Source organism: Pleomorphomonas sp. T1.2MG-36 (assembly GCF_950100655.1).
Taxonomy (GTDB): Bacteria; Pseudomonadota; Alphaproteobacteria; order Rhizobiales; family Pleomorphomonadaceae; genus Pleomorphomonas.
The window spans coordinates 247,581-266,189 of the sequence record NZ_CATNLY010000045.1 but is presented as its reverse complement, the minus strand read 5'-3'; the positions used below and the strand labels follow the sequence as shown (position 1 = coordinate 266,189).

The following is an 18,609-nucleotide window of genomic DNA, read 5'->3' as shown; positions in this document are numbered from 1 at the left end:
CGCTTTCTTGCCGGACCGATCATCGTGACGACCACCACTCCCCTTTCGAACGGACCTGGCATCGGAATGCGTGTCGGAAAGTCCACGGCACAAGATCATCCGCTCAGGGGCGCACTGCTCTATGTCGTCGTCGGCTTCCTGTTCCTGGTTTCCGCCGTCGCCGTCTTTACCATCCTGATCCGCCAACAGGCGGACGTGAGCGATCTTGAAGAGACGCGGACCCTTGCCACCGCCTATCGGCTCGACAGGGCAGCCGAAAAGCTGTTGCGCTCAGTAGAAACGGCCAGGCGGGATCCTACGGAAGCCAGCGCGCAGACGGTCACCGCGCGCTTTGTGCTGTTCGGTGCCGCCGCGCGCGATTTTGCGGTGACGGCGCCCGAAGGTACCGACGTCGGCGCGGTGACGAAAGCCGTGGCGGACGCGAGGACACTCATCGACCGTCTGGCCAGCACGCCGAAGATCGACGAAGAGACCCTCGACGCGCTCGGCAACCGCCTGAGCGATCTCCCGGCCATCACGTCCCGAGTGGCGACCTTCGCGGAGACGGCGGAAATCGTTGCCCGATCCGAGGAGCGGATGCTGCGCGAGAAGCTCTATCGCGTGCTTGTCGTCCTGGTCGGCGCGCTGACGCTTTCCATGTGCATCTTCATCTTCAGCCTGATCCGGCAGATCCGCGAGATCTGGAGTTCGAGACTGCGCCTTGAGGCCATGGCCGCCGAACTCAAGCAGGCCGTCGCCGCAGCCGAGGCGGCCAACCAGGCGAAGTCGGCCTTTCTCGCCACCATGAGCCACGAGATTCGCACCCCGATCAACGGCGTGCTGGGTATGGCGCATCTTCTCAAGGACACGCAGCTCGATGCCGAACAGCGCGGCTTTGCCACCAACATCGAAACCTGTGGCCGCAGCCTGATCGCCCTCGTCAACGACATCCTCGATTTTTCCAAGCTGGAGGCCGGCTCTTTCGACGTCGACCGCATCGTCTTCGATCCGGTGGGCACGGCCGAGGCGGCGATGTCCATGGTGGAGGCATCCGTTCGCGAGAAGGGCCTTGTCGCCGTTCTGGCGCCTGAGATCGCCATGAACGCCCGTTATTCAGGCGACCCGACGCGCGTTCGTCAGGTGCTGATCAACTTCCTGTCCAACGCGGTCAAGTTCACCGAGAGCGGCATGATCGCCGTACGAATCCGCGAAGTGAACGGCGGCGAGCGCCCGGTTCTCCGCTTTGAGGTGGAAGATACCGGCACCGGCATTTCCGAAGAGGGTCAGAAGCGCCTGTTCAAGGAGTTCTCGCAAGTCGATGCGTCGATTACCCGCCGGTTCGGCGGAACCGGTCTCGGGCTCGCCATCAGCCGGCGCATCGTCGAGGGACTGGGTGGCGCGATCGGCGTCAAGAGCCGCGAAGGGCGAGGCTCCACCTTCTTCTTCGAGCTACCGCTTGAACGAGCCGATGCGGCCGACGTCGATCCGGCTCCGCTCCACGGCGCCAGCGTTTGGGTGAAGGGGCGGACCTCCACCGAGACCGCCGCGATCGTCGCGACCTTCGCCTACTTCGGCGCCGGAGCCGCGGAGCGCGAGCAAGGTGCCGACATCGCGATCGTCGTCACGGCCCTGCCGCCGGACCATCAGCGCGCGCGCCTCGACATCGCCTTCTCGCAGACGGCCCCCCGTGTCGCCGGCAAACCCGGCCGCCCTGCCAATACCTTGACGCCGGCCATCGTCGCCGCTTCGATCGCCGGAAGTCTCGCGACGGAAGACAAGCGCCGTAGCCCGGGCGAAGAGGCCGCCGTGCCGAAGGGACTGAGGGTGCTGGTGGTCGAGGACAATCGCATCAACCAGCAAGTGGCGCTCCGCCTGCTCGCCCGCCTCGGCATCGAGGCCGCATTGGCCGAAAACGGCGCCGAAGCGCTGGCCATGGTCAACGCCCGCGAGTTCGATATCGTGTTCATGGACATGCAGATGCCGGTGATGGACGGCCTGGAGGCGACGCGCGCCATCCGCCGGTCGAGCGGGCATGGCCGTAACGTGCCGATCGTCGCCATGACCGCCAACGCCTTCGCCGCCGACCGCGAAGCGTGCCGCAAGGCCGGCATGAACGGCTTCCTGCCCAAGCCCGTCGAACGTGACGATCTGCTGTCGGTTCTCGCCGCACTATCCGAGGGCAAGGTACCGGCGACGCGGCGAACCGTCACACGCGAAGCGGCGCGTGCAGAAACGGTCAATCGCCGCCGGGTCGACGCGCTCCTGCGCGAGCTCGGTCCGGAGGATACCGCCTTCCTGCTCGACTCCTTCGCCACCGACGTCGCGGGTCTCCTCTCCGACCTTTCGGCGGCGCTCGAACGCGGCGACGCGGAACTCGCCAAGCGCAGCCTGCACACGCTGAAGGGCGCATCGGCCAACGTCGGCTTCGACGACCTGTCGCGGCAGGCGGCGGCGTTGATGGCCGAACTGCCGGACCCAGACGTCGGCGCCCTCGGCAAGCTCATGATGACCATCGCCGGCGCCGGCAGCGTCGTTGCCGGCCTCAAGGCGGAGTTCGCCAAGACATCCGCGGCCAGTGAGGCGGAAGCCGTTCAGTAGGCCTCGGTGAGTGCCCGCCCCTTGGCGACGGCGTCGAGCGCCTTGAGATCGGAAAGAAGCGGCGCGATCCAGGGCAGCGGCAGCATGTTCGGCCCGTCCGAAGGCGCCCGGTCCGGATCGTCGTGCGCCTCGATGAACACGGCCGAGCAACCGACCGCTACAGCCGCCCTGGCCAGTGCCGGAGCGAATACGCGCTTGCCGCCCGATGACGAGCCACGACCGCCGGGCTCCTGCACCGAATGGGTGGCATCGAAGACAATCGGATAACCGGTTTCGGCCATGGTCGGCAGCCCCCGGAAATCGGTGACCAGGGCGCCGTAGCCGAAGGACGTGCCGCGATCGGTGAGGAGAATGCGCTCGTTGCCCGTCGAGGCCACCTTGTCGGCGACGTTCTGCATGTCCCAGGGCGCCAGGAACTGCCCTTTTTTGACATTGACGACCTTGCCGGTCTCGCCAGCGGCGATCAGGAGGTCGGTCTGACGGCAAAGAAATGCCGGAATTTGCAGGACATCGACCACATCGCCCGCCCGACGGGTCTGCTCGATGTCATGGACGTCGGTGAGCACGGGGCAGCCCAGGCGATCGCGGATTTCGGCGAGAATAGACAAGCCGGCCTCGATGCCTACGCCACGTGTCCCCTTCAGCGAGGTCCGGTTGGCCTTGTCATAGGAGGCCTTGAATACGAAGGGCACGCCGGCCGCCTTGGCCGTGTCCGCCAGGAAGGTGGCGATCTTCAGCGCGTGTTCGCGGCTCTCGATCTGGCAGGGACCGGCGATGAGCACGAAGGGGGCGGTGTTGTCGAAGGTGACGGAGCCGACGGTGACGGCTTTTTGCGGCGTGGCGACGGCCATGGGCGGGGAACCTTTCCAAAGGGGTGACGCCCGGCCTTGGCGCGGCCGGGCGCGGCACTTCTCGTCAGCGCTGGATGTTGCGGCCGGCCAGCGATTTCTCCCACGCCAGGGCGTGGCCGACGATGGTATCGAGATCGTCGAGCTTGGGCTGCCAGCCGGTGATGGAACGCAGCCGGCTCGAATCGGCAACCAGCGACGGCGGATCGCCAGCGCGACGCGGCGCCATACGAACGGGGAAGTTCACGCCGGACACGCGCTTCACCGCATCGATCACCTCAAGCACGGAGAAGCCGTGACCATAGCCGGCATTGGCGACGAAGGTGTCGCCGCCGTTCATCAGGTGCTTCAGCGCCAGCACATGCGCCTCGATGAGGTCGCTGACGTGAATGTAGTCCCTGAGGCAGGTGCCGTCGGGGGTGGGATAGTCGGTGCCAAACACGTCCATGCCATCGCGCTGTCCGAGGGCGGCCTGAGCGGCGATTTTGATGAGATGGGTGGCGCGCTTGGTCGACTGGCCCGTGCGCCCCTTCGGATCGGCGCCGGCGACGTTGAAATAGCGCAGCGCCGCGTAGCGGAAGCCGTAGGCGAAGGCGCTGTCGCGCAGCATGATCTCGGTCATCCATTTGGACGAGCCGTAGGGCGAGACCGGTCCGAGCGGCACCGCTTCGTCGATCAGATCGACGCCGGGCTCGCCATAGACGGCGGCCGTCGAGGAGAACAGGAAGGCCTTGACCTTGCCGCGCACCGCCGCCGCGATCAGCGAGCGCGATTTCACCGTGTTGTTCTCGTAGTAGGATAGCGGATCGGTCACCGAATCCGGCACCACGATCGAACCGGCGAAATGGGCGACGGCAGTGATGCCGTGATCGGCGATCAGCTTGTCGACCAGATCGCCATCTCCGATGTCGCCGACGACCAGCGTCGCCGAACCGGGAATGACGGCATCGTAGCCGGTCGAAAGGTTGTCGAGCACGACAACGCTCTCGCCACGGTCGACGAGAGCATGCACCATGTGGCTGCCAATATAGCCGGCGCCACCGGTCACCAGAATGGACATGGAAAACTCCTCGGATCCTATCGGCGTCTCAGATCAGGGCGCCAGAAGCGAGACCCCTCTATCGCCCGTTTGGCTTTGCTTTTCCAGTGGGAGGATGCCGGGGGGACGCAATTGTTCGCCAAGGGCGGGGCGATCGAAAATCATGTGCACATTCTCAGCCAACAGGGGAAATTAACGGCTCGTTAACTACTTTTTTCGCAGTTTCCTGCATATTTTTCAATGTCCGCGGTGAAGATGCGATTCGATAGCCGGGGCCGGAGAGGGAAGAGGATCGTTCATGGCTCGACTGTCGGGGCCGTTCATTCCAGCCATCGAAGACGCGGCCGCGCGGCGCCTTCGTCTCGTCGACGCGTCGGATACCGGCGTTGAGCGGCGGGCGATCACCGTTCTTCATATTGGCGACGCGCCGGAGGACACCTTCCTGATCGGCCGTCTCGTCGGCGCGCTGCCCAGCTTCGCCGCCACCTTCGTTGCGGCCGGCACGCGCGAAGCGGCGCTTTCGGCATTGTCGCGCCAGCCTTGCGATGTCGTGCTCTGCGAGTTCTGGATGGCCGGGCGCACCACCATGGCGCTGATCGACGAGATCAAGAGGGTCGCCGACGTGCCGGTGATCCTGACCTCGGCGCTCGACAATGACGACATCGAGCTGATCGGTCGCCGGGCCGGCGCCGACGGACTGCTCACCAAGAGCGATCTCGCAGTGGCAACGCTCGACAGGGTTTTCTCGACGCTGCTTCCACGGCGGCAGGCCGCGCGTCGCGATGCGGCCACGATGCTGAGAGCGCTGATGTCCAACCTTTATGCGGCCGGACTTGCGCTTCGCCCCGAACGGAGCGCCGATCGTTCGGCGAACCAGGAGATCAAGCGCGCCGCCCTCGCCCGTTCGATCGCCGACCTCGAAGCCGCCAGCCGGTTCGGTGCCGGCGTTCAGCGCTTCGATGCCATACCGTTCTTCACCGATGCGGTGAAGAAGCAGGACCTCAGAGCGGACGCCGGGGGCACCGTCACCTTCCTTGCCCCCTCGCTGCCGCTACCGATCGAAACCAGTCCGACGCTTTATGCCGATCTCGTCGAAGGCTTCCTAGCGGAAGCCGGCGATGCGGCGGCGGCAGGCGGCGTGGCAACCGTTTCGCTCAGGGCTGCGTCCGGCCGCCTCATCGCCACGGTTCGCCAGTCGGGCGGGAAACCCATAGCGGCCGACACCGAGGCCCGCGCGGCAGCTGCCGAGCGGCGTTTGCTGATCGAAGGGCTGGCGCGAGCTTGCGGCGGTGTCGTGGCGTTCTCGACCAGAAGCGGGCACGCTCTCGAGGTACCACTCCGCCTTTCCGGCGGCTAAGCCGTTAAGTATAAATACCATACAGTTCTACCCGGCGGCATTGTATCCGGCTGCCGGATATGGCGGTCGCTGCTTGATGTTGCAGCGACCATTCGCCGCGAGCAGTAACTTTTTTGGGCTAATGCTCCTGAAACGGCCAGTTACTGGCTTGCATCCTGATTTCTCCTTCATCAAAGTGCCCTCGGATTGGGCATTTTCCCGTTCTTGGAGAAGTGAAGCAAATCGTCAGCCTGACAGGGGACGCCGCCGCGCCTCTAGTCAAAACGTGCCTTGGTTGTGATTTCTGTTTTCTACGAGAGCGACATTTTCCTTTGCAACGGCGGCGCAGGCCGTCGGGCAGAAGCAGCCCGATCGCAGCGTCATCATGACCAGTTCCCTAGGGGGCTGGAGCGGAACAAGGAAAGTCGCACGTGGTTTCTATCGATGAAAAGCTAGCCCCAATCCTGTCGGAAGTGCTTTGCCGCAATCCGGCGGAAGCCGAGTTCCATCAGGCTGTGCGCGAAGTGCTGGAAAGCCTTGGCCACGTGGTGGCCAAACACCCGGACTATTTGGCCGACGCCCTGATCGAACGCATCTGCGAGCCCGAGCGCCAGATCATTTTCCGTGTTCCCTGGACCGACGATCATGGTCAGGTTCACATCAACCGCGGCTTCCGCGTCCAGTTCAACTCCGCCCTCGGCCCCTACAAGGGCGGCCTGCGGTTCCACCCCTCGGTCAACCTCGGCATCATCAAGTTCCTGGGCTTTGAGCAGATCTTCAAGAATGCCCTGACCGGCCTGCCGATCGGCGGCGGCAAGGGCGGTTCCGACTTCGACCCCAAGGGCCGGTCGGATGGCGAAATCATGCGCTTCTGCCAGTCCTTCATGATCGAACTCAACCGGCATCTCGGCGAGCACACCGACGTTCCGGCCGGTGACATCGGCGTCGGCGGCCGTGAGATCGGCTGGATGTTCGGTCAGTACAAGCGCCTGACCAACCGTTTCGAGGCCGGCGTGTTCACCGGAAAGGGGCTCAGCTACGGCGGTTCCCTGGTACGGCGCGAAGCGACCGGCTACGGCACCGTCTATTTCACCAGCGCCATGCTGGCGACCAAGGGCGCCGATCTCGAAGGTCGTCGGATCGTGGTCTCCGGCTCGGGCAACGTGGCCGTTTACGCCATGGAGAAGGCCATCCGGCGCGGCGGCAAGGTGGTGGCCTGCTCCGATAGCTCCGGCTACATCGTCGACGACGAGGGCATCGATCTCGACCTGATAAAGGAAATCAAGGAAGTGCGGCGGGCTCGTATCTCGGACTACGTCGAGCTGAAGCACAAGGGGACCCACTTCGTTCCGACCGGCAAGGGCAGCATCTGGGATGTGCCCTGCGAGGTCGCGCTGCCCTGTGCAACGCAGAACGAGCTCTCCGGCCGCGATGCCGCGACGCTGATCGGCAATGGCGTCATCGCTGTCGCAGAAGGCGCCAACATGCCCTCAACCCCGGAAGCAGTGCATGCCTTCCAGGCAGCCGGCGTCCTGTTCGGCCCGGGCAAGGCCGCCAACGCCGGTGGCGTCGCCACGTCGGCCTTGGAGATGCAGCAGAATGCCAGCCGTGACAGCTGGACTTTCGAGGCGACGCGCGAGCGGCTGGCTGGGATCATGAGCGGTATCCACGATCGCTGCGCCGAAACAGCCAGCGAATATGGCGTTGCCGGCAACTATGTGCTGGGTGCCAATATCGCCGGCTTCATTCGTGTTGCCGAGGCCATGCGCGCCCAGGGCATCATCTGACATCCGGACCGCGTGAGGGCGGACCCCGCCCTCACGACACCATGGCCAGATCCTCCACCCCAACTTCCAGCACACTCAGGCGGCGGGACTTGCCGTCGCGATCCGTCCACTCGATGCTCTGACCAGCGGTCAGGCCGATCAGCGCCGCCCCAACCGGCGTCAGCACGGAAATGCGCCCCTGCTCGATGTCCGCCTCGCCCGGGTAAACCAGGCGAACGGTCCGAGGCTCGGCTCCGTCCAGGCTGAAGCGCACGGCCGCGCCCATGCGCACGGTTCCCTGCGCCAGACGATCGTCGGCGACGACGCGCGCGCGTTCGAGCTCGGCGGCCAACTGGTCGGCGGCGGCAGGGTCACGATCGGCAAGCGCGTCGGCGAGATTGGCAAGGCGCTCGTGATCGGAGCGGGCGAGGGTGATGGCCGGCAAGCGTCGCCGGCGTGTGGCGGTGGTCATGTTCGTTCCTCCAAAAGGAAACGGTCCGCTTTCAGGCGGACCTGATGTTAGAAAGCTGAGAGTAGGTGTCGCGCAGCGATGGCGGCGGAAAAACCGGCGGCAGAGCCTCACGGCCTGCGCGCGACATGCGGGACCGTGAGATCAGTATCCCGCGACGGGATAGATCCTGCAAAGCACTCGAAGATGGCTGGTCCGCGGTTCCATGTTCGGAAAGATCGGCATTCGCTCGGCTAAAGTCAAGACGGCCTTGTTGGCCCAACACCAATTGCTGGCAGTCGCCAGCCTCGGTTTTCGGTCCGCTCTCGCCTCGTTTGGCGCCCCAATCAGAATGGCGTGCGCGAGCGTATGGCCGCCGTCAGCGTACCCTCGTCCAGATAGTCGAGCTCTCCGCCCACCGGCACGCCGTGGGCGAGGCGCGTCACCTTGACGCCGAGACCGTCGAGTCGATCCGTCACGTAGTGGGCGGTCGTCTGGCCGTCGACGGTGGCATTGACGGCGAGAATCACTTCCTTGACCGCCGGATCGGACGCCCGGTCGACGAGGCCGGCGATATCGAGATCGTCAGGCCCGATGCCAGACAGCGGCGACAGCACGCCCCCAAGCACGTGATAGCGGGCGTTGACGGCACCGGCGCGTTCCAGAGCCCAGAGATCGGCAACGTCCTCCACCACGACGATCACCGACCCGTCGCGCGTCGGATCGGTACAGACCGTGCAGGGATCGGCGGTATCCACGTTGCCGCACACCGAACAGACCCGCACACGGTCATGGACGATCCGCATGGCATCGGTCAGCGGAGAGAGCAGCTGGTCGCGCTTCTTGACCAACTGCAACGCCGCACGACGGGCCGAACGCGGTCCGAGACCGGGCAGACGGGCAAGAAGCTGAATCAGCCGCTCGATTTCCGGACCTGTCACGCGTCGGGCCAAGGCGATCTCCGCTCCAAGCACGGCCACCGAAACACTCGGATCGTTCGGAAAGCCCGTGCGTCACAAATCCTGTCAGAACGGCAGCTTGAAACCCGGGGGCAGCGGCAGCTTGCCGGTGACCGCCTGCATGCGCTCGGCAACAACGGAGTCGACATGCGCCTTTGCATCGGCAAAGGCGGCAACGATCAAGTCTTCGACGATCTCGGCATCTTCCGGCTTCAGAAGGGAAGGATCGATCCGAAGTCCCTTCATCTCGCCCTTGCCGGTGACGGTGACAGAAACGAGGCCGCCGCCGGAGGTACCGGTTGCCTCGGTCCTTGCGATTTCCTCCTGCGCTTCGGCCATGCGGGCCTGAAGCGCCTGAGCTTCCTTCATCATCTTGCCGATGTCGCCGAACATGTCTCTTCTCCCGGTGGATCAGTCTTGTCGCCAGATGGCTGCTCCGGCCACCCTTGTCAACGGCACGGGGTCAATCGTCGAAATCACCGAAGCCGGGATCGGGCATTTCGTCGATAAGGCCCTCGGTCCAGTCGCCGGTATCCTCGAAGGTCGCGCCGCCGCCTTGAGCCGGCCCCGCCGGCAACGGCTCCGGTTCGTCGCCGAACTTGACGTCGACGATCTCGGCTCCCGGGAACAGGCGGAAGATGGCGGCGACCACGGGATCGGCCAGCGCGTCGTCGACGGCTTCGCGCCGACGCGCCTCGCGCGTTTCGGCAAGCGTCGGACGCCCTTCCTCACGGGAGATGGCAACGATCCAGCGGCGGCCGGTCCAACCGGTCAGCTTGCGGCCGATCTCGCCGGCGAGACCGGGATTGGCGCCCTCGACGGGCGAGAACTCGATGCGCCCGTCCTCGAAACGGACGAGCCGGACGTGCCGCTCCAGCGCAAACTTGAGGCCAATGTCACGGTTGCTTTCGGCCAGCGCCACCACCGCCTCGAAACTGTCGAGGCGCGGACCGGCCTCCGCCTCCGGTTCGGCACGCCGGGCAACCGCGCCGGCAAAGCCGCCACCGGCACGCGCACGCGCGCCATCGCCCCCGCCCGGAAGACCGCCGGTCGGCGGATTCATTCCCGGAAAACTGCCGTCCCGAAGCATTCTCAGCGCCTCATCGGGCGTCGGCAGGTCGGACGCATAGGCGAGACGAACCAGCACCATCTCGGCGGCCGGCAGCGGTCTTGGCGCCGTCTGCACTTCCTGGATGCCCTTGAGCAGCAACTGCCAAGCGCGGGACAGGATGCGCACCGACAGCTTCTCGGCAAAATCGCGACCACGCGTACGCTCGGCCTCGGTGAGCGACAGGTCGGTCGCCCCCTCGGGCAGGTGCTTGAGGCGTGTCACCAGATGCACGAAGGCGGCGAGATCGGACAGCACGGCGGCCGGATCGGCGCCGGTGTCGTACTGGTCGGCGAGGATGGCCAACGCACCGGCGACGTCGCCCTTCATCACCGCCTCGAAGAGGTCGACGACGCGCACCCGATCGGCAAGCCCCAGCATGCTTCGCACGGCGTCGGCCGACACGTGGCCGCCGCCATGGGCGATCGCCTGATCGAGAATGGTGAGGCTGTCGCGCACCGACCCCTCGGCGGCGCGGGCGATCAATGCCACTGCCTCCGGATCGGCGGTGACCTTCTCGGACGCAATGATGCGCTCGATATGGGCGGCGAGCTCGCCAGTCGGCACGCGACGCAGGTCGAACCGCTGGCAGCGCGACAGCACCGTGATCGGAACCTTGCGGATCTCGGTGGTGGCGAAGACGAACTTCACGTGCTCGGGCGGCTCTTCCAACGTCTTCAGGAGCGCGTTGAAGGCCTGCGTCGACAGCATGTGCACTTCGTCGATGATGTAGACCTTGTAACGGGCCGACACCGGCTTGTAGCGAGCCGCCTCGATGATGTCGCGCACATCGTCGACGCCGGTATGCGAGGCGGCGTCCATCTCGATGACGTCGACGTGCCGACCTTCCATGATGGCGCGGCAATGGGTGCCCTCGCGATCCATGTGCACGGTGGGCCGGTCGATCTCGCCGGGAATCTCATAATTGAGGGCGCGGGCCAGAATGCGGGCCGTGGTGGTCTTGCCGACACCACGAACGCCGGTCAGCATCCACCCCTGCGCGATGCGGCCGGTATCGAAGGCGTTTTCGAGCGTGCGCACCATGGCGCCGTGGCCGATCAGGTCGGCAAAGCTCTGCGGACGATACTTGCGGGCAAGAACCCTGTAGGGCGAGGCGGCCGTCTGATCGGCAGGCGTCAGAGTGTCCGGCATGCTCGCAACCTGGGAAATGAAGGGTGGGAGGCCGACGAGTGACCCGAGCCGAGGCTCGTTGGGGCTGCTTCCTTCCGGACCTGACCCGGTTGGCGAGTGGTTCGTCCACTGCCAACCTCCCGAGCCACATATCGCGGTGTTGCCGGCAAAATGCAAGAGGCGCTTTCACGGATGCCTCCGCACGGGCGAACGGCCCCGACCTTCGTTCGGCCAAATGCCGTTCCCGGAGAGGCCGGCAACCTCGCGATGCGCGCCTCGAAAAAGATGCGATGTCGCGAAACCATTGCCTTCGAGTCGCAATGATGAAAATTTCGAGAAGAAAACCAACACGCGGGGACGTCCGATGATTCGACCTTTCGCCCAGAGCCTTCCCGGCCGGCTCCTCATCGGCGCCCTCTTCATTCTCCAGCCGCTGCTGGCCGGTACGCCGGCACGGGCCGAAGAGCAGGAATGGCGAACGGCGACGACGCTGGGCGGCGAGCCGCGCTATGCACCCGGGTTTGCCCATTTCGACTATGTCAACCCGGAGGCGCCCAAGGGCGGCGAAGCCCGTTTCGGCGTCGAAGGCAGTTTCGACAGCACAAACCTCTTCCTCGGCACCAAGGGAACGCCAGCCGCCTCGGTGGCTTCCGCCTACGAATCGCTGTTCACGGCGTCGCTGGACGAGCTGGACATCTCCGCAAGCTATCCGCAACTGGCCGAGGCGATGCGGTATCCCGCCGACTTCGCCTGGGCGGAGTATCGACTCGACCCAAAAGCGCGCTGGCAGGACGGCGAACCCGTGACGGTCGACGACGTCATCTGGTCCTTCGACACGCTGAAGGAAATCTATCCGCTCTTTGGCAGCTACTACAGCCACGTCACGAAGGCCGAAGCGGCGGGCGAGCGGATCGTCCGCTTTTCGTTCGATGCACCGGGCAACCGTGAACTGCCCCACATTCTTGGGCAGCTCTATGTGCTTCCGAAGCATTGGTGGCAGGGCAAGGACGCCTCGGGAAAGCAGCGCAACATTCGCGAGACGACGCTGGAGCCGCCGCTTGGCTCCGGGCCCTACAAGGTGACGGCGGTCGACCCCGGCCGGCGTGTCACGCTTGTTCGAGATCCCGATTACTGGGGAGCAAAACTGCCGACCTCCGTCGGTTCCAACAACTTCGACCGCCTGATCTACGACTATTACGCCGACCCCACCGTGCTGATGGAAGCCTTCAAGGCCGACAAGTACGATTTCCGCGCCGAACGCTCGGCCAAGATGTGGGCGACCGGCTACGATTTCCCGGCGAAGAACGAAGGCAAGGTCGTGACCATGACCTTCCCGCGCAACGCGTCCGGCGTCATGCAGGCGCTGGTGCCCAACCTTCGCCTAGCGAAGTATCAGGATGCGCGCGTCCGTCGGGCGCTCAATCTCGCCTTCGACTACGAGACGCTGAAACGGACTGTCTTCTTCGATCTCTACGACCGCATCGACAGTTTCTACTTCGGCACCGAACTGGCCGCCAAGAACCTGCCGAGCCCGGACGAGCTGGCGCTCCTGGAGCCACTGCGCGACAAGTTGCCGTCCGCGGTGTTCACCACCCCGTACGCCAACCCGGTTGGCGGCAAGCCCGAAGCGGTGCGCGACAATCTTCGGCAGGCGGTCGCGCTGTTCGCCGAAGCCGGCTGGACCATCCGGGACGGCAAGATGCGCAATGCCAAGGGCGAGCCCTTCCGTATCGAGTATCTCACCTTCAGCTCGCTCGACGAGCGCTACGTCGCTCCCTTCGCCAAGACGCTCGGCCGCATCGGCGTCGACCTCGACTATCGCCTCGTCGACGACGCGCAGTATCTGAACCGCACCCGGAGCTTCGACTTCGACATGACGGTCGACGTTTGGGGGCAATCGCTGTCGCCGGGCAACGAGCAGCGCGAGATGTGGGGGTCGAAGGCGGCCGATCTGCCCGGCTCGCGCAATACGGCCGGCATCAAGGACGCCGCCGTCGACGCGCTGATCGAGAAGGTGATCTACGCCGGAAACCGGGAAGCGCTCGTCACCGCGACGCGTGCACTCGACCGGGCGCTCCTGGCGGGCAACTACGTCATCCCGCTCTTCTATTCGAAGAACAGCTTCTACGCCTACTGGAAGCGCTTCGGCCATCCGGAGGCGCTGCCGAAATACTCCGTCGGCTTCCCCGACGTCTGGTGGTACGACCCAGCCGTCGCTTCGGCGGCCGGTCTTTCCCGCTGACGACGTCGAGACGAGGTTTCCGCTTCATGGCAGGCTACATTCTCAGACGCCTCCTCCTGATGATTCCGACGCTGATCGGCATCATGGCCATCAATTTCGCCGTGGTGCAGTTTGCCCCCGGCGGGCCGGTGGAGAAGGTGATCGCCAAGCTGCAGGGCACCGACATCGGCGCCACCGATCGCTTCACGGGCGCAGGCGCCGATCTCGGAGGCCAGTCGCCCGACCAGATGTCCGGCGAGGCGATCACCTCGAAATATCGTGGTGCGCAGGGGCTCGATCCCGAGTTCATCAAGAAGCTGGAAAAGGAGTTCGGCTTCGACAAGCCGCCGCTTGAGCGCTTCGGACTGATGCTGTGGAACTATGCCCGCTTCGATTTCGGAGAGAGCTATTTCCGCTCCATTTCAGTGATCGACCTCATCAAGGAGAAGCTGCCGGTGTCGATTTCGCTCGGCATCTGGATGACGCTTCTCTCCTACGGCATCTCCATTCCGCTCGGCATCGCCAAGGCCGTGCGCGACGGCTCGCGCTTCGACGTCTGGACGTCCTTCGTCATCGCCGTGGGATATGCCGTTCCGAGCTTCCTGTTCGGCATCCTGCTCATCGTGCTGTTTGCCGGCGGGTCGTTCTGGTCGATCTTTCCGCTGCGCGGGCTGACATCCGAGGGCTGGGGCGCCATGGGCTGGCCCGAACGTATCCTGGACTATTTTTGGCACATGGCCCTGCCGCTCCTCGCTATGGCGACGCACGCCTTCGCCACCACGACGCTGCTGGTCAAGAACTCCTTCCTCGACGAGATCCGCAAGCAGTATGTGCTGACGGCGCGCATGAAGGGGCTTTCGGAGCGAAAGGTGCTCTACGGCCATGTGTTCCGCAACGCCATGCTGATCGTCATCGCCGGCTTTCCGGGCGCCTTCATCGCCTCCTTCTTTGCCGGATCGCTGCTGATCGAGACGATCTTCTCCCTCGACGGTCTCGGACTTCTCTCCTTCGAATCGGTGATCAACCGCGACTATGCCGTCGTGTTCGCCACGCTTTACGTCTTCTCGCTGATGGGTCTCGTCATCAACATCCTCTCCGACCTCACCTACATGTGGATCGATCCGCGCATCGATTTCGAGAGCCGGGAGGTATGACGTCGATGAACGCCCTCCCCGCAGCAAGGCGCCCCTGGCTTTCGCCCGTCAATCGCCGCCGGTGGCAGAATTTCAAGGCCAACCGTCGTGGCTGGTGGTCGTTCTGGATCTTCCTTGTGCTGTTCGTGGCGACGCTGCTGTCCAACGTCATCGCCAATGACCGGCCCATCATCGTCTCCTACAAGGGCGAGATCCTGTTCCCGGTGCTGGTCGACTACCCGGAAGAGAAGTTCGGCGGCTTCCTCGCCATCACCAACTATCGCGATCCCTACAATCGCGACGAGATCGAGAGCAACGGCTGGATGATCTGGCCGCCCATCCGCTATTCCTTCGACACGCCCAACACCGACGCTCCGACGCCGGCGCCCTCGCCGCCGGCCTTCCTTCTTTCGCCCGCCGAGCGCTGTGCCGCCTACGCCGAGGGCGTGAACGACAGGGACTGCGTCTTCGGCAACATGAACTGGCTCGGGACGGACGATCAGGGGCGCGACGTCGTCGCGCGCGCGCTCTACGGTTTCCGCATCTCCGTCCTGTTCGGCCTGACGCTGGCCGTCGTCTCCTCGCTCGTCGGCATCGCCATCGGCGCCGTGCAGGGCTATTACGGCGGCCTCACCGACCTCCTGATGCAACGCTTCATCGAAATCTGGAACGCGGTGCCGACGCTCTATCTCCTCATCATCGTCTCCTCGGTGATCGCGCCATCCTTCCTGGTGCTGCTGTTGATCCTGCTCGCCTTCTCATGGACGCATCTCGTCGGCGTCGTGCGCGCCGAGTTCCTGAGAGCCCGCAACTTCGAATTCGTGCGGGCGGCGCGGGCCCTCGGCGTCGGCAACCTCACCATCATGTGGCGGCACCTGCTGCCCAACGCCATGGTGGCGACGCTGACGTTCCTGCCCTTCATCCTCAACGGATCGATCACCACGCTGACGTCGCTCGACTATCTCGGCTTCGGCCTGCCGGCCGGCTATCCCTCGCTCGGCGAGCTTCTCCGGCAGGGCAAGACCAACGTCTTCGCGCCCTGGCTCGGGATCACGGGCTTCTGCGTGGTCGCCGTCATGCTGAGCCTCTTGATCTTCATCGGCGAGGCGGTGCGCGACGCCTTCGATCCACGCAAGACCTTCCAGTGAGGCCCGCCATGACTGACACCACAGGCGGCGCGCTCCTCTCCGTCCGCAACCTCTCCGTCGCCTTCCGCCACGAACACGGCGAAACGCTCGCCGCTTCCGGCGTGTCCTTCGACCTCAACAAAGGCCGCACCCTCGCCGTGGTGGGCGAGAGCGGCTCGGGCAAGTCGGTGACGGCGCTGTCGGTCGTCCGCCTGCTGCCCTACCCCGCAGCCCGACATCCATCCGGCGAGATCCTCTACAAGGGGCACGACCTCCTCAAGGCGGACGAAGCGGAGCTCAGGAAAATCCGTGGCGCCGACATCACCATGGTGTTCCAGGAGCCGATGACGTCGCTCAATCCGCTGCAATCGATCGAGCGGCAGATCGGCGAGATCCTGAAGCTGCACGGCGCCAGCGGCGACGCCAACGTGCGCCGGCGGGTGATCGAACTGTTGAACGAGGTGGGCATTCCCGATCCGGAGAGCCGGCTTTCGGCCTACCCGCACCAGCTTTCCGGCGGCCAGCGCCAGCGCGTGATGATCGCCATGGCGCTCGCCAACGCACCCGACCTCCTGATCGCCGACGAGCCGACCACCGCGCTCGACGTGACCGTGCAAGCGCAGATCCTGACGCTCCTGAAGACGCTTCAGGCACGGCATGGCATGGCCATCCTGTTCATCACCCACGATCTCGGCATCGTCGAGCGCTTCGCCGACGACGTGGTGGTGATGACAAAGGGCGAAGTCGTCGAAGCCGGCCCCACCGCCGAGGTATTCGCCGCACCGAAACACGCCTACACCCGCCACCTGATGGCGGCGGCGCCCAAGGGTGAGCCGCCCTCGGGCGCGCCGGAGGCGCCGGTCGTCGTCGAGGCCGAGCGCCTGCGAATCTGGTTCCCGATCAAGGCCGGCTTCTTTCGGCGGACCATCGGCCATGTCAAGGCGGTCGACGGTGTCGATGTCAAGCTCAGGGCCGGGCAAACGCTGGGCGTGGTTGGTGAGAGCGGTTCGGGAAAGACGACGCTCGGCCTCGCCCTTCTTCGCCTGATTTCCTCCGAGGGACCGATCGCCGTGCTCGGCCGACGCATCGACGGCTTGGATTCTCGCGCCATGCGGCCGCTGCGACGCGACGTGCAGGCCGTCTTCCAGGACCCCTATGGCTCGCTCTCTCCGCGCATGACGGTGGCCGACATCGTCGGCGAGGGGCTGGCGGTTCACGAGCCGGGCCTCACGGCGAACGTTCGTGACGCCCGCGTCGTCGAAGCGCTTGTCGAGGTCGGCCTCGACCCGGAAACGCGCCACCGCTACCCGCATGAGTTTTCCGGCGGGCAGCGTCAGCGCATCGCGATCGCCCGCGCCATGGTGCTGAAGCCCAAGTTCGTCATGCTCGACGAGCCGACCTCGGCTCTCGACATGAGCGTACAGGCCCAGGTGGTCGACCTTCTGCGCGACCTGCAAGCGCGGCATGGGTTGGCCTACATGTTCATTTCCCACGACCTCAAGGTCGTGAGGGCGCTGGCCAACGACCTGATTGTCATGAAAGATGGCAAGGTCGTGGAGGCCGGGCCGGCGGCCGAAGTCTTCGCAGCGCCGAAAGAGCCCTACACGCGAGCGCTGATGGCGGCGGCCTTCCGTTTGGAGGCTGTGGGCGTCACCGCGGAAACCTAAACGGGGTCGTGGGCCGACCTGAACAGTGTCCCCCTGTAGCCGTCGGCGGCGATGTCGCGGCACAGAGGCTGCCATTCGCAGAGGGCGCAGGCAGCTTCGAACGCGCCGTCCCGATAGGCCGATCGCAGGCGCCCCCGGAGCTCTTCTTCGATAGCGAGGCGGTCGCCCGACTTGAGCGGCCTGCCGAGAAGACTGGAAACGAGAGAAAGTGCGCGCCGGTCACGCTCGGGGACCGTTGCCTCATGGCAATGTGGGTGCTCCTCGGCGCGGCAAAGGGGCTCGCAGATGTCGTCCGGCCCCTCGACGATCTCGGCCGTTGCGCCCGCCACGAGCCGGGCGGCGGTCGCCGTCATTCCGGCGACGAACTCCGGCGAATAACCCAGCCCCTTGTAGGTGAGGAGGCAGAGGAGGTGGTGCCCCCTCAGCCTCACAGCGTCCTTTTCAGCCACGGCGGAAGATCAGCCGGCCGCCTTGCGATCGCGCTCGCGGCGACGCTCGGCCGACGGCTGATAGGCGATGCGGGCGTGGAAGGCGCAATAGGGGATGCCAACCTCGGACTTCCGGCCACAGAAGAAGAAGTCCGGCTTGCCGGGGTCGCCGACGGGCCACTTGCAGGTGCTCTCGGTCAGAGACAGGATGGTGACCTTCTCGAACACGGGCGGCTCGATCTCGGTGACAGGCGCCAGAGCCATTGCCTCTTCGGCCTGCGAGTCCGCCTTGAGAGCCGTGGCGCCGATGGTGATCGGCCGTACGGGCGCCGTCGGCCGGCTCGCCGGCTGAACCTGAGCAACCGGGCGGCTGGCAGCGGACTTGACGCGCGGCGGCGCGGCAACCGTCGGCCGTGCCGGCTGTACCTGAGGCTTCGACCGGCCCGACAATCCAAGCCGGTGCACTTTGCCGATCACCGCGTTTCGGGTCACGGCGCCGAGTTCAGCCGCGATCTGGCTGGCGCTCAACCCTTCAGACCAGAGCGTCTTGAGGCGCTCGACGCGTTCGTCGGTCCAGGACATCTTGTCATCCTCTCTTCGCCGCATCATCCGGGGAATCCCTAGGGAGACGCCCGGTCCATCAATAGGTCCGGCAACGCAAAACACATGCGATTGTATCGCTGGAGCGTCCCGCCACGATATCTCGTGGCGACGACTTCTAGGCTACAATGGGCGTTCTCTTCGGCGCAATGACCACTGAGTCACGCCTTGTGGCGCTTTACGACTTTTCAACAAATATCGTGGCTACGCCGCATCTGTTC

General features: G+C 65.1%; 15 protein-coding genes and 1 other RNA gene. 7 read left to right on the top strand and 9 right to left on the bottom strand.

Going from position 1 to position 18,609, the window contains the following annotated elements; genetic code table 11:
• The first annotated feature begins 66 nt into the window (after positions 1-66).
• Positions 67-2,577 carry an ATP-binding protein gene (locus QQZ18_RS18835; RefSeq protein WP_284542493.1) on the top strand — a complete coding sequence of 837 codons (2,511 nt, stop codon included), beginning with the start codon at positions 67-69 and terminating at the stop codon, positions 2,575-2,577.
• Here QQZ18_RS18835 and kdsA read toward each other — a convergent pair.
• Both kdsA and galE read right to left on the bottom strand, forming a co-directional pair.
• Complete coding sequence (gene kdsA, locus QQZ18_RS18830) at positions 2,571-3,428, bottom strand: 3-deoxy-8-phosphooctulonate synthase (RefSeq protein WP_284542492.1); 858 nt, start codon at positions 3,426-3,428, stop codon at positions 2,571-2,573. The genes QQZ18_RS18835 and kdsA overlap by 7 nt on opposite strands.
• Before the next feature lie 64 nt (positions 3,429-3,492).
• A complete protein-coding gene (gene galE / locus QQZ18_RS18825) occupies positions 3,493-4,485 on the bottom strand; it encodes a UDP-glucose 4-epimerase GalE (RefSeq protein WP_284542491.1) in 993 nt (330 codons plus the stop codon).
• Positions 4,486-4,762: 277 nt separating this feature from the next.
• Between galE and QQZ18_RS18820 the strand changes: the two genes are divergently transcribed.
• The gene (locus QQZ18_RS18820; protein WP_284542490.1) at positions 4,763-5,821 is read left to right on the top strand and encodes a response regulator; all 1,059 of its coding nucleotides are present in this window, start codon (positions 4,763-4,765) and stop codon (positions 5,819-5,821) included.
• 410 nt (positions 5,822-6,231) lie between these two features.
• Entirely contained in the window at positions 6,232-7,587 is a 1,356-nt protein-coding gene (gdhA, locus tag QQZ18_RS18815; protein ID WP_284542489.1) for an NADP-specific glutamate dehydrogenase, read from the top strand.
• Positions 7,588-7,618: 31 nt separating this feature from the next.
• Here the strand turns inward: gdhA and rnk are convergent, their stop codons facing one another.
• The 5 genes from rnk to ffs all read right to left on the bottom strand — a co-directional run bounded on the left by rnk (position 7,619) and on the right by ffs (position 11,353).
• A complete protein-coding gene (gene rnk / locus QQZ18_RS18810) occupies positions 7,619-8,038 on the bottom strand; it encodes a nucleoside diphosphate kinase regulator (protein ID WP_284542488.1) in 420 nt (139 codons plus the stop codon).
• Between the two features lie 323 nt (positions 8,039-8,361).
• On the bottom strand, positions 8,362-8,967 hold the full coding sequence (gene recR, locus QQZ18_RS18805; protein ID WP_284542487.1) for a recombination mediator RecR: 606 nt from the start codon (positions 8,965-8,967) through the stop codon (positions 8,362-8,364).
• Positions 8,968-9,039: 72 nt separating this feature from the next.
• Positions 9,040-9,366 carry a YbaB/EbfC family nucleoid-associated protein gene (locus tag QQZ18_RS18800; protein WP_284542486.1) on the bottom strand — a complete coding sequence of 109 codons (327 nt, stop codon included), beginning with the start codon at positions 9,364-9,366 and terminating at the stop codon, positions 9,040-9,042.
• 70 nt (positions 9,367-9,436) lie between these two features.
• Complete coding sequence (locus QQZ18_RS18795; protein ID WP_284542485.1) at positions 9,437-11,233, bottom strand: DNA polymerase III subunit gamma/tau; 1,797 nt, start codon at positions 11,231-11,233, stop codon at positions 9,437-9,439.
• 23 nt (positions 11,234-11,256) lie between these two features.
• An RNA gene (gene ffs / locus QQZ18_RS18790) (signal recognition particle sRNA small type) lies at positions 11,257-11,353 on the bottom strand.
• A 223-nt stretch (positions 11,354-11,576) separates the two neighbouring features.
• Between ffs and QQZ18_RS18785 the strand changes: the two genes are divergently transcribed.
• Genes QQZ18_RS18785 through QQZ18_RS18770 form a run of 4 tightly spaced genes read left to right on the top strand, consistent with a single transcriptional unit; the run spans position 11,577 to position 17,360 of the window.
• Positions 11,577-13,454 carry an extracellular solute-binding protein gene (locus tag QQZ18_RS18785; RefSeq protein WP_284542484.1) on the top strand — a complete coding sequence of 626 codons (1,878 nt, stop codon included), beginning with the start codon at positions 11,577-11,579 and terminating at the stop codon, positions 13,452-13,454.
• 26 nt (positions 13,455-13,480) lie between these two features.
• Positions 13,481-14,587: a microcin C ABC transporter permease YejB gene (locus QQZ18_RS18780; RefSeq protein ID WP_284542483.1), complete on the top strand. Its 1,107-nt coding sequence runs from the start codon at positions 13,481-13,483 to the stop codon at positions 14,585-14,587.
• Complete coding sequence (locus tag QQZ18_RS18775) at positions 14,584-15,714, top strand: ABC transporter permease (protein ID WP_284542482.1); 1,131 nt, start codon at positions 14,584-14,586, stop codon at positions 15,712-15,714. Before QQZ18_RS18780 ends, QQZ18_RS18775 begins: the two co-directional genes overlap by 4 nt.
• Before the next feature lie 8 nt (positions 15,715-15,722).
• Positions 15,723-17,360, top strand: a complete 1,638-nt coding sequence (locus tag QQZ18_RS18770; RefSeq protein WP_284542481.1) for an ABC transporter ATP-binding protein — start codon at positions 15,723-15,725, stop codon at positions 17,358-17,360.
• On the opposite strand, the gene QQZ18_RS18765 is transcribed toward QQZ18_RS18770, so the two are convergent.
• Positions 17,357-17,809, bottom strand: coding sequence for a DUF1284 domain-containing protein (locus QQZ18_RS18765; RefSeq protein WP_284542480.1), 453 nt, complete (start codon positions 17,807-17,809; stop codon positions 17,357-17,359). The two genes, QQZ18_RS18770 and QQZ18_RS18765, sit on opposite strands and share 4 nt — an antisense overlap.
• Before the next feature lie 9 nt (positions 17,810-17,818).
• Positions 17,819-18,370: a GcrA family cell cycle regulator gene (locus QQZ18_RS18760; RefSeq protein WP_284542479.1), complete on the bottom strand. Its 552-nt coding sequence runs from the start codon at positions 18,368-18,370 to the stop codon at positions 17,819-17,821.
• Positions 18,371-18,609: the final 239 nt, after the last annotated feature.

Coding starts and splice junctions, on each gene's coding strand:
- QQZ18_RS18835 (WP_284542493.1), top strand. CDS start 67: ATGCGTGTCGGAAAGTCCACGGCACAAGATCATCCGCTCAGGGGCGCA.
- kdsA (WP_284542492.1), bottom strand. CDS start 3,428: ATGGCCGTCGCCACGCCGCAAAAAGCCGTCACCGTCGGCTCCGTCACC.
- galE (WP_284542491.1), bottom strand. CDS start 4,485: ATGTCCATTCTGGTGACCGGTGGCGCCGGCTATATTGGCAGCCACATG.
- QQZ18_RS18820 (WP_284542490.1), top strand. CDS start 4,763: ATGGCTCGACTGTCGGGGCCGTTCATTCCAGCCATCGAAGACGCGGCC.
- rnk (WP_284542488.1), bottom strand. CDS start 8,038: ATGACCACCGCCACACGCCGGCGACGCTTGCCGGCCATCACCCTCGCC.
- QQZ18_RS18800 (WP_284542486.1), bottom strand. CDS start 9,366: ATGTTCGGCGACATCGGCAAGATGATGAAGGAAGCTCAGGCGCTTCAG.
- QQZ18_RS18795 (WP_284542485.1), bottom strand. CDS start 11,233: ATGCCGGACACTCTGACGCCTGCCGATCAGACGGCCGCCTCGCCCTAC.
- QQZ18_RS18785 (WP_284542484.1), top strand. CDS start 11,577: ATGATTCGACCTTTCGCCCAGAGCCTTCCCGGCCGGCTCCTCATCGGC.
- QQZ18_RS18780 (WP_284542483.1), top strand. CDS start 13,481: ATGGCAGGCTACATTCTCAGACGCCTCCTCCTGATGATTCCGACGCTG.
- QQZ18_RS18775 (WP_284542482.1), top strand. CDS start 14,584: ATGACGTCGATGAACGCCCTCCCCGCAGCAAGGCGCCCCTGGCTTTCG.
- QQZ18_RS18770 (WP_284542481.1), top strand. CDS start 15,723: ATGACTGACACCACAGGCGGCGCGCTCCTCTCCGTCCGCAACCTCTCC.
- QQZ18_RS18760 (WP_284542479.1), bottom strand. CDS start 18,370: ATGTCCTGGACCGACGAACGCGTCGAGCGCCTCAAGACGCTCTGGTCT.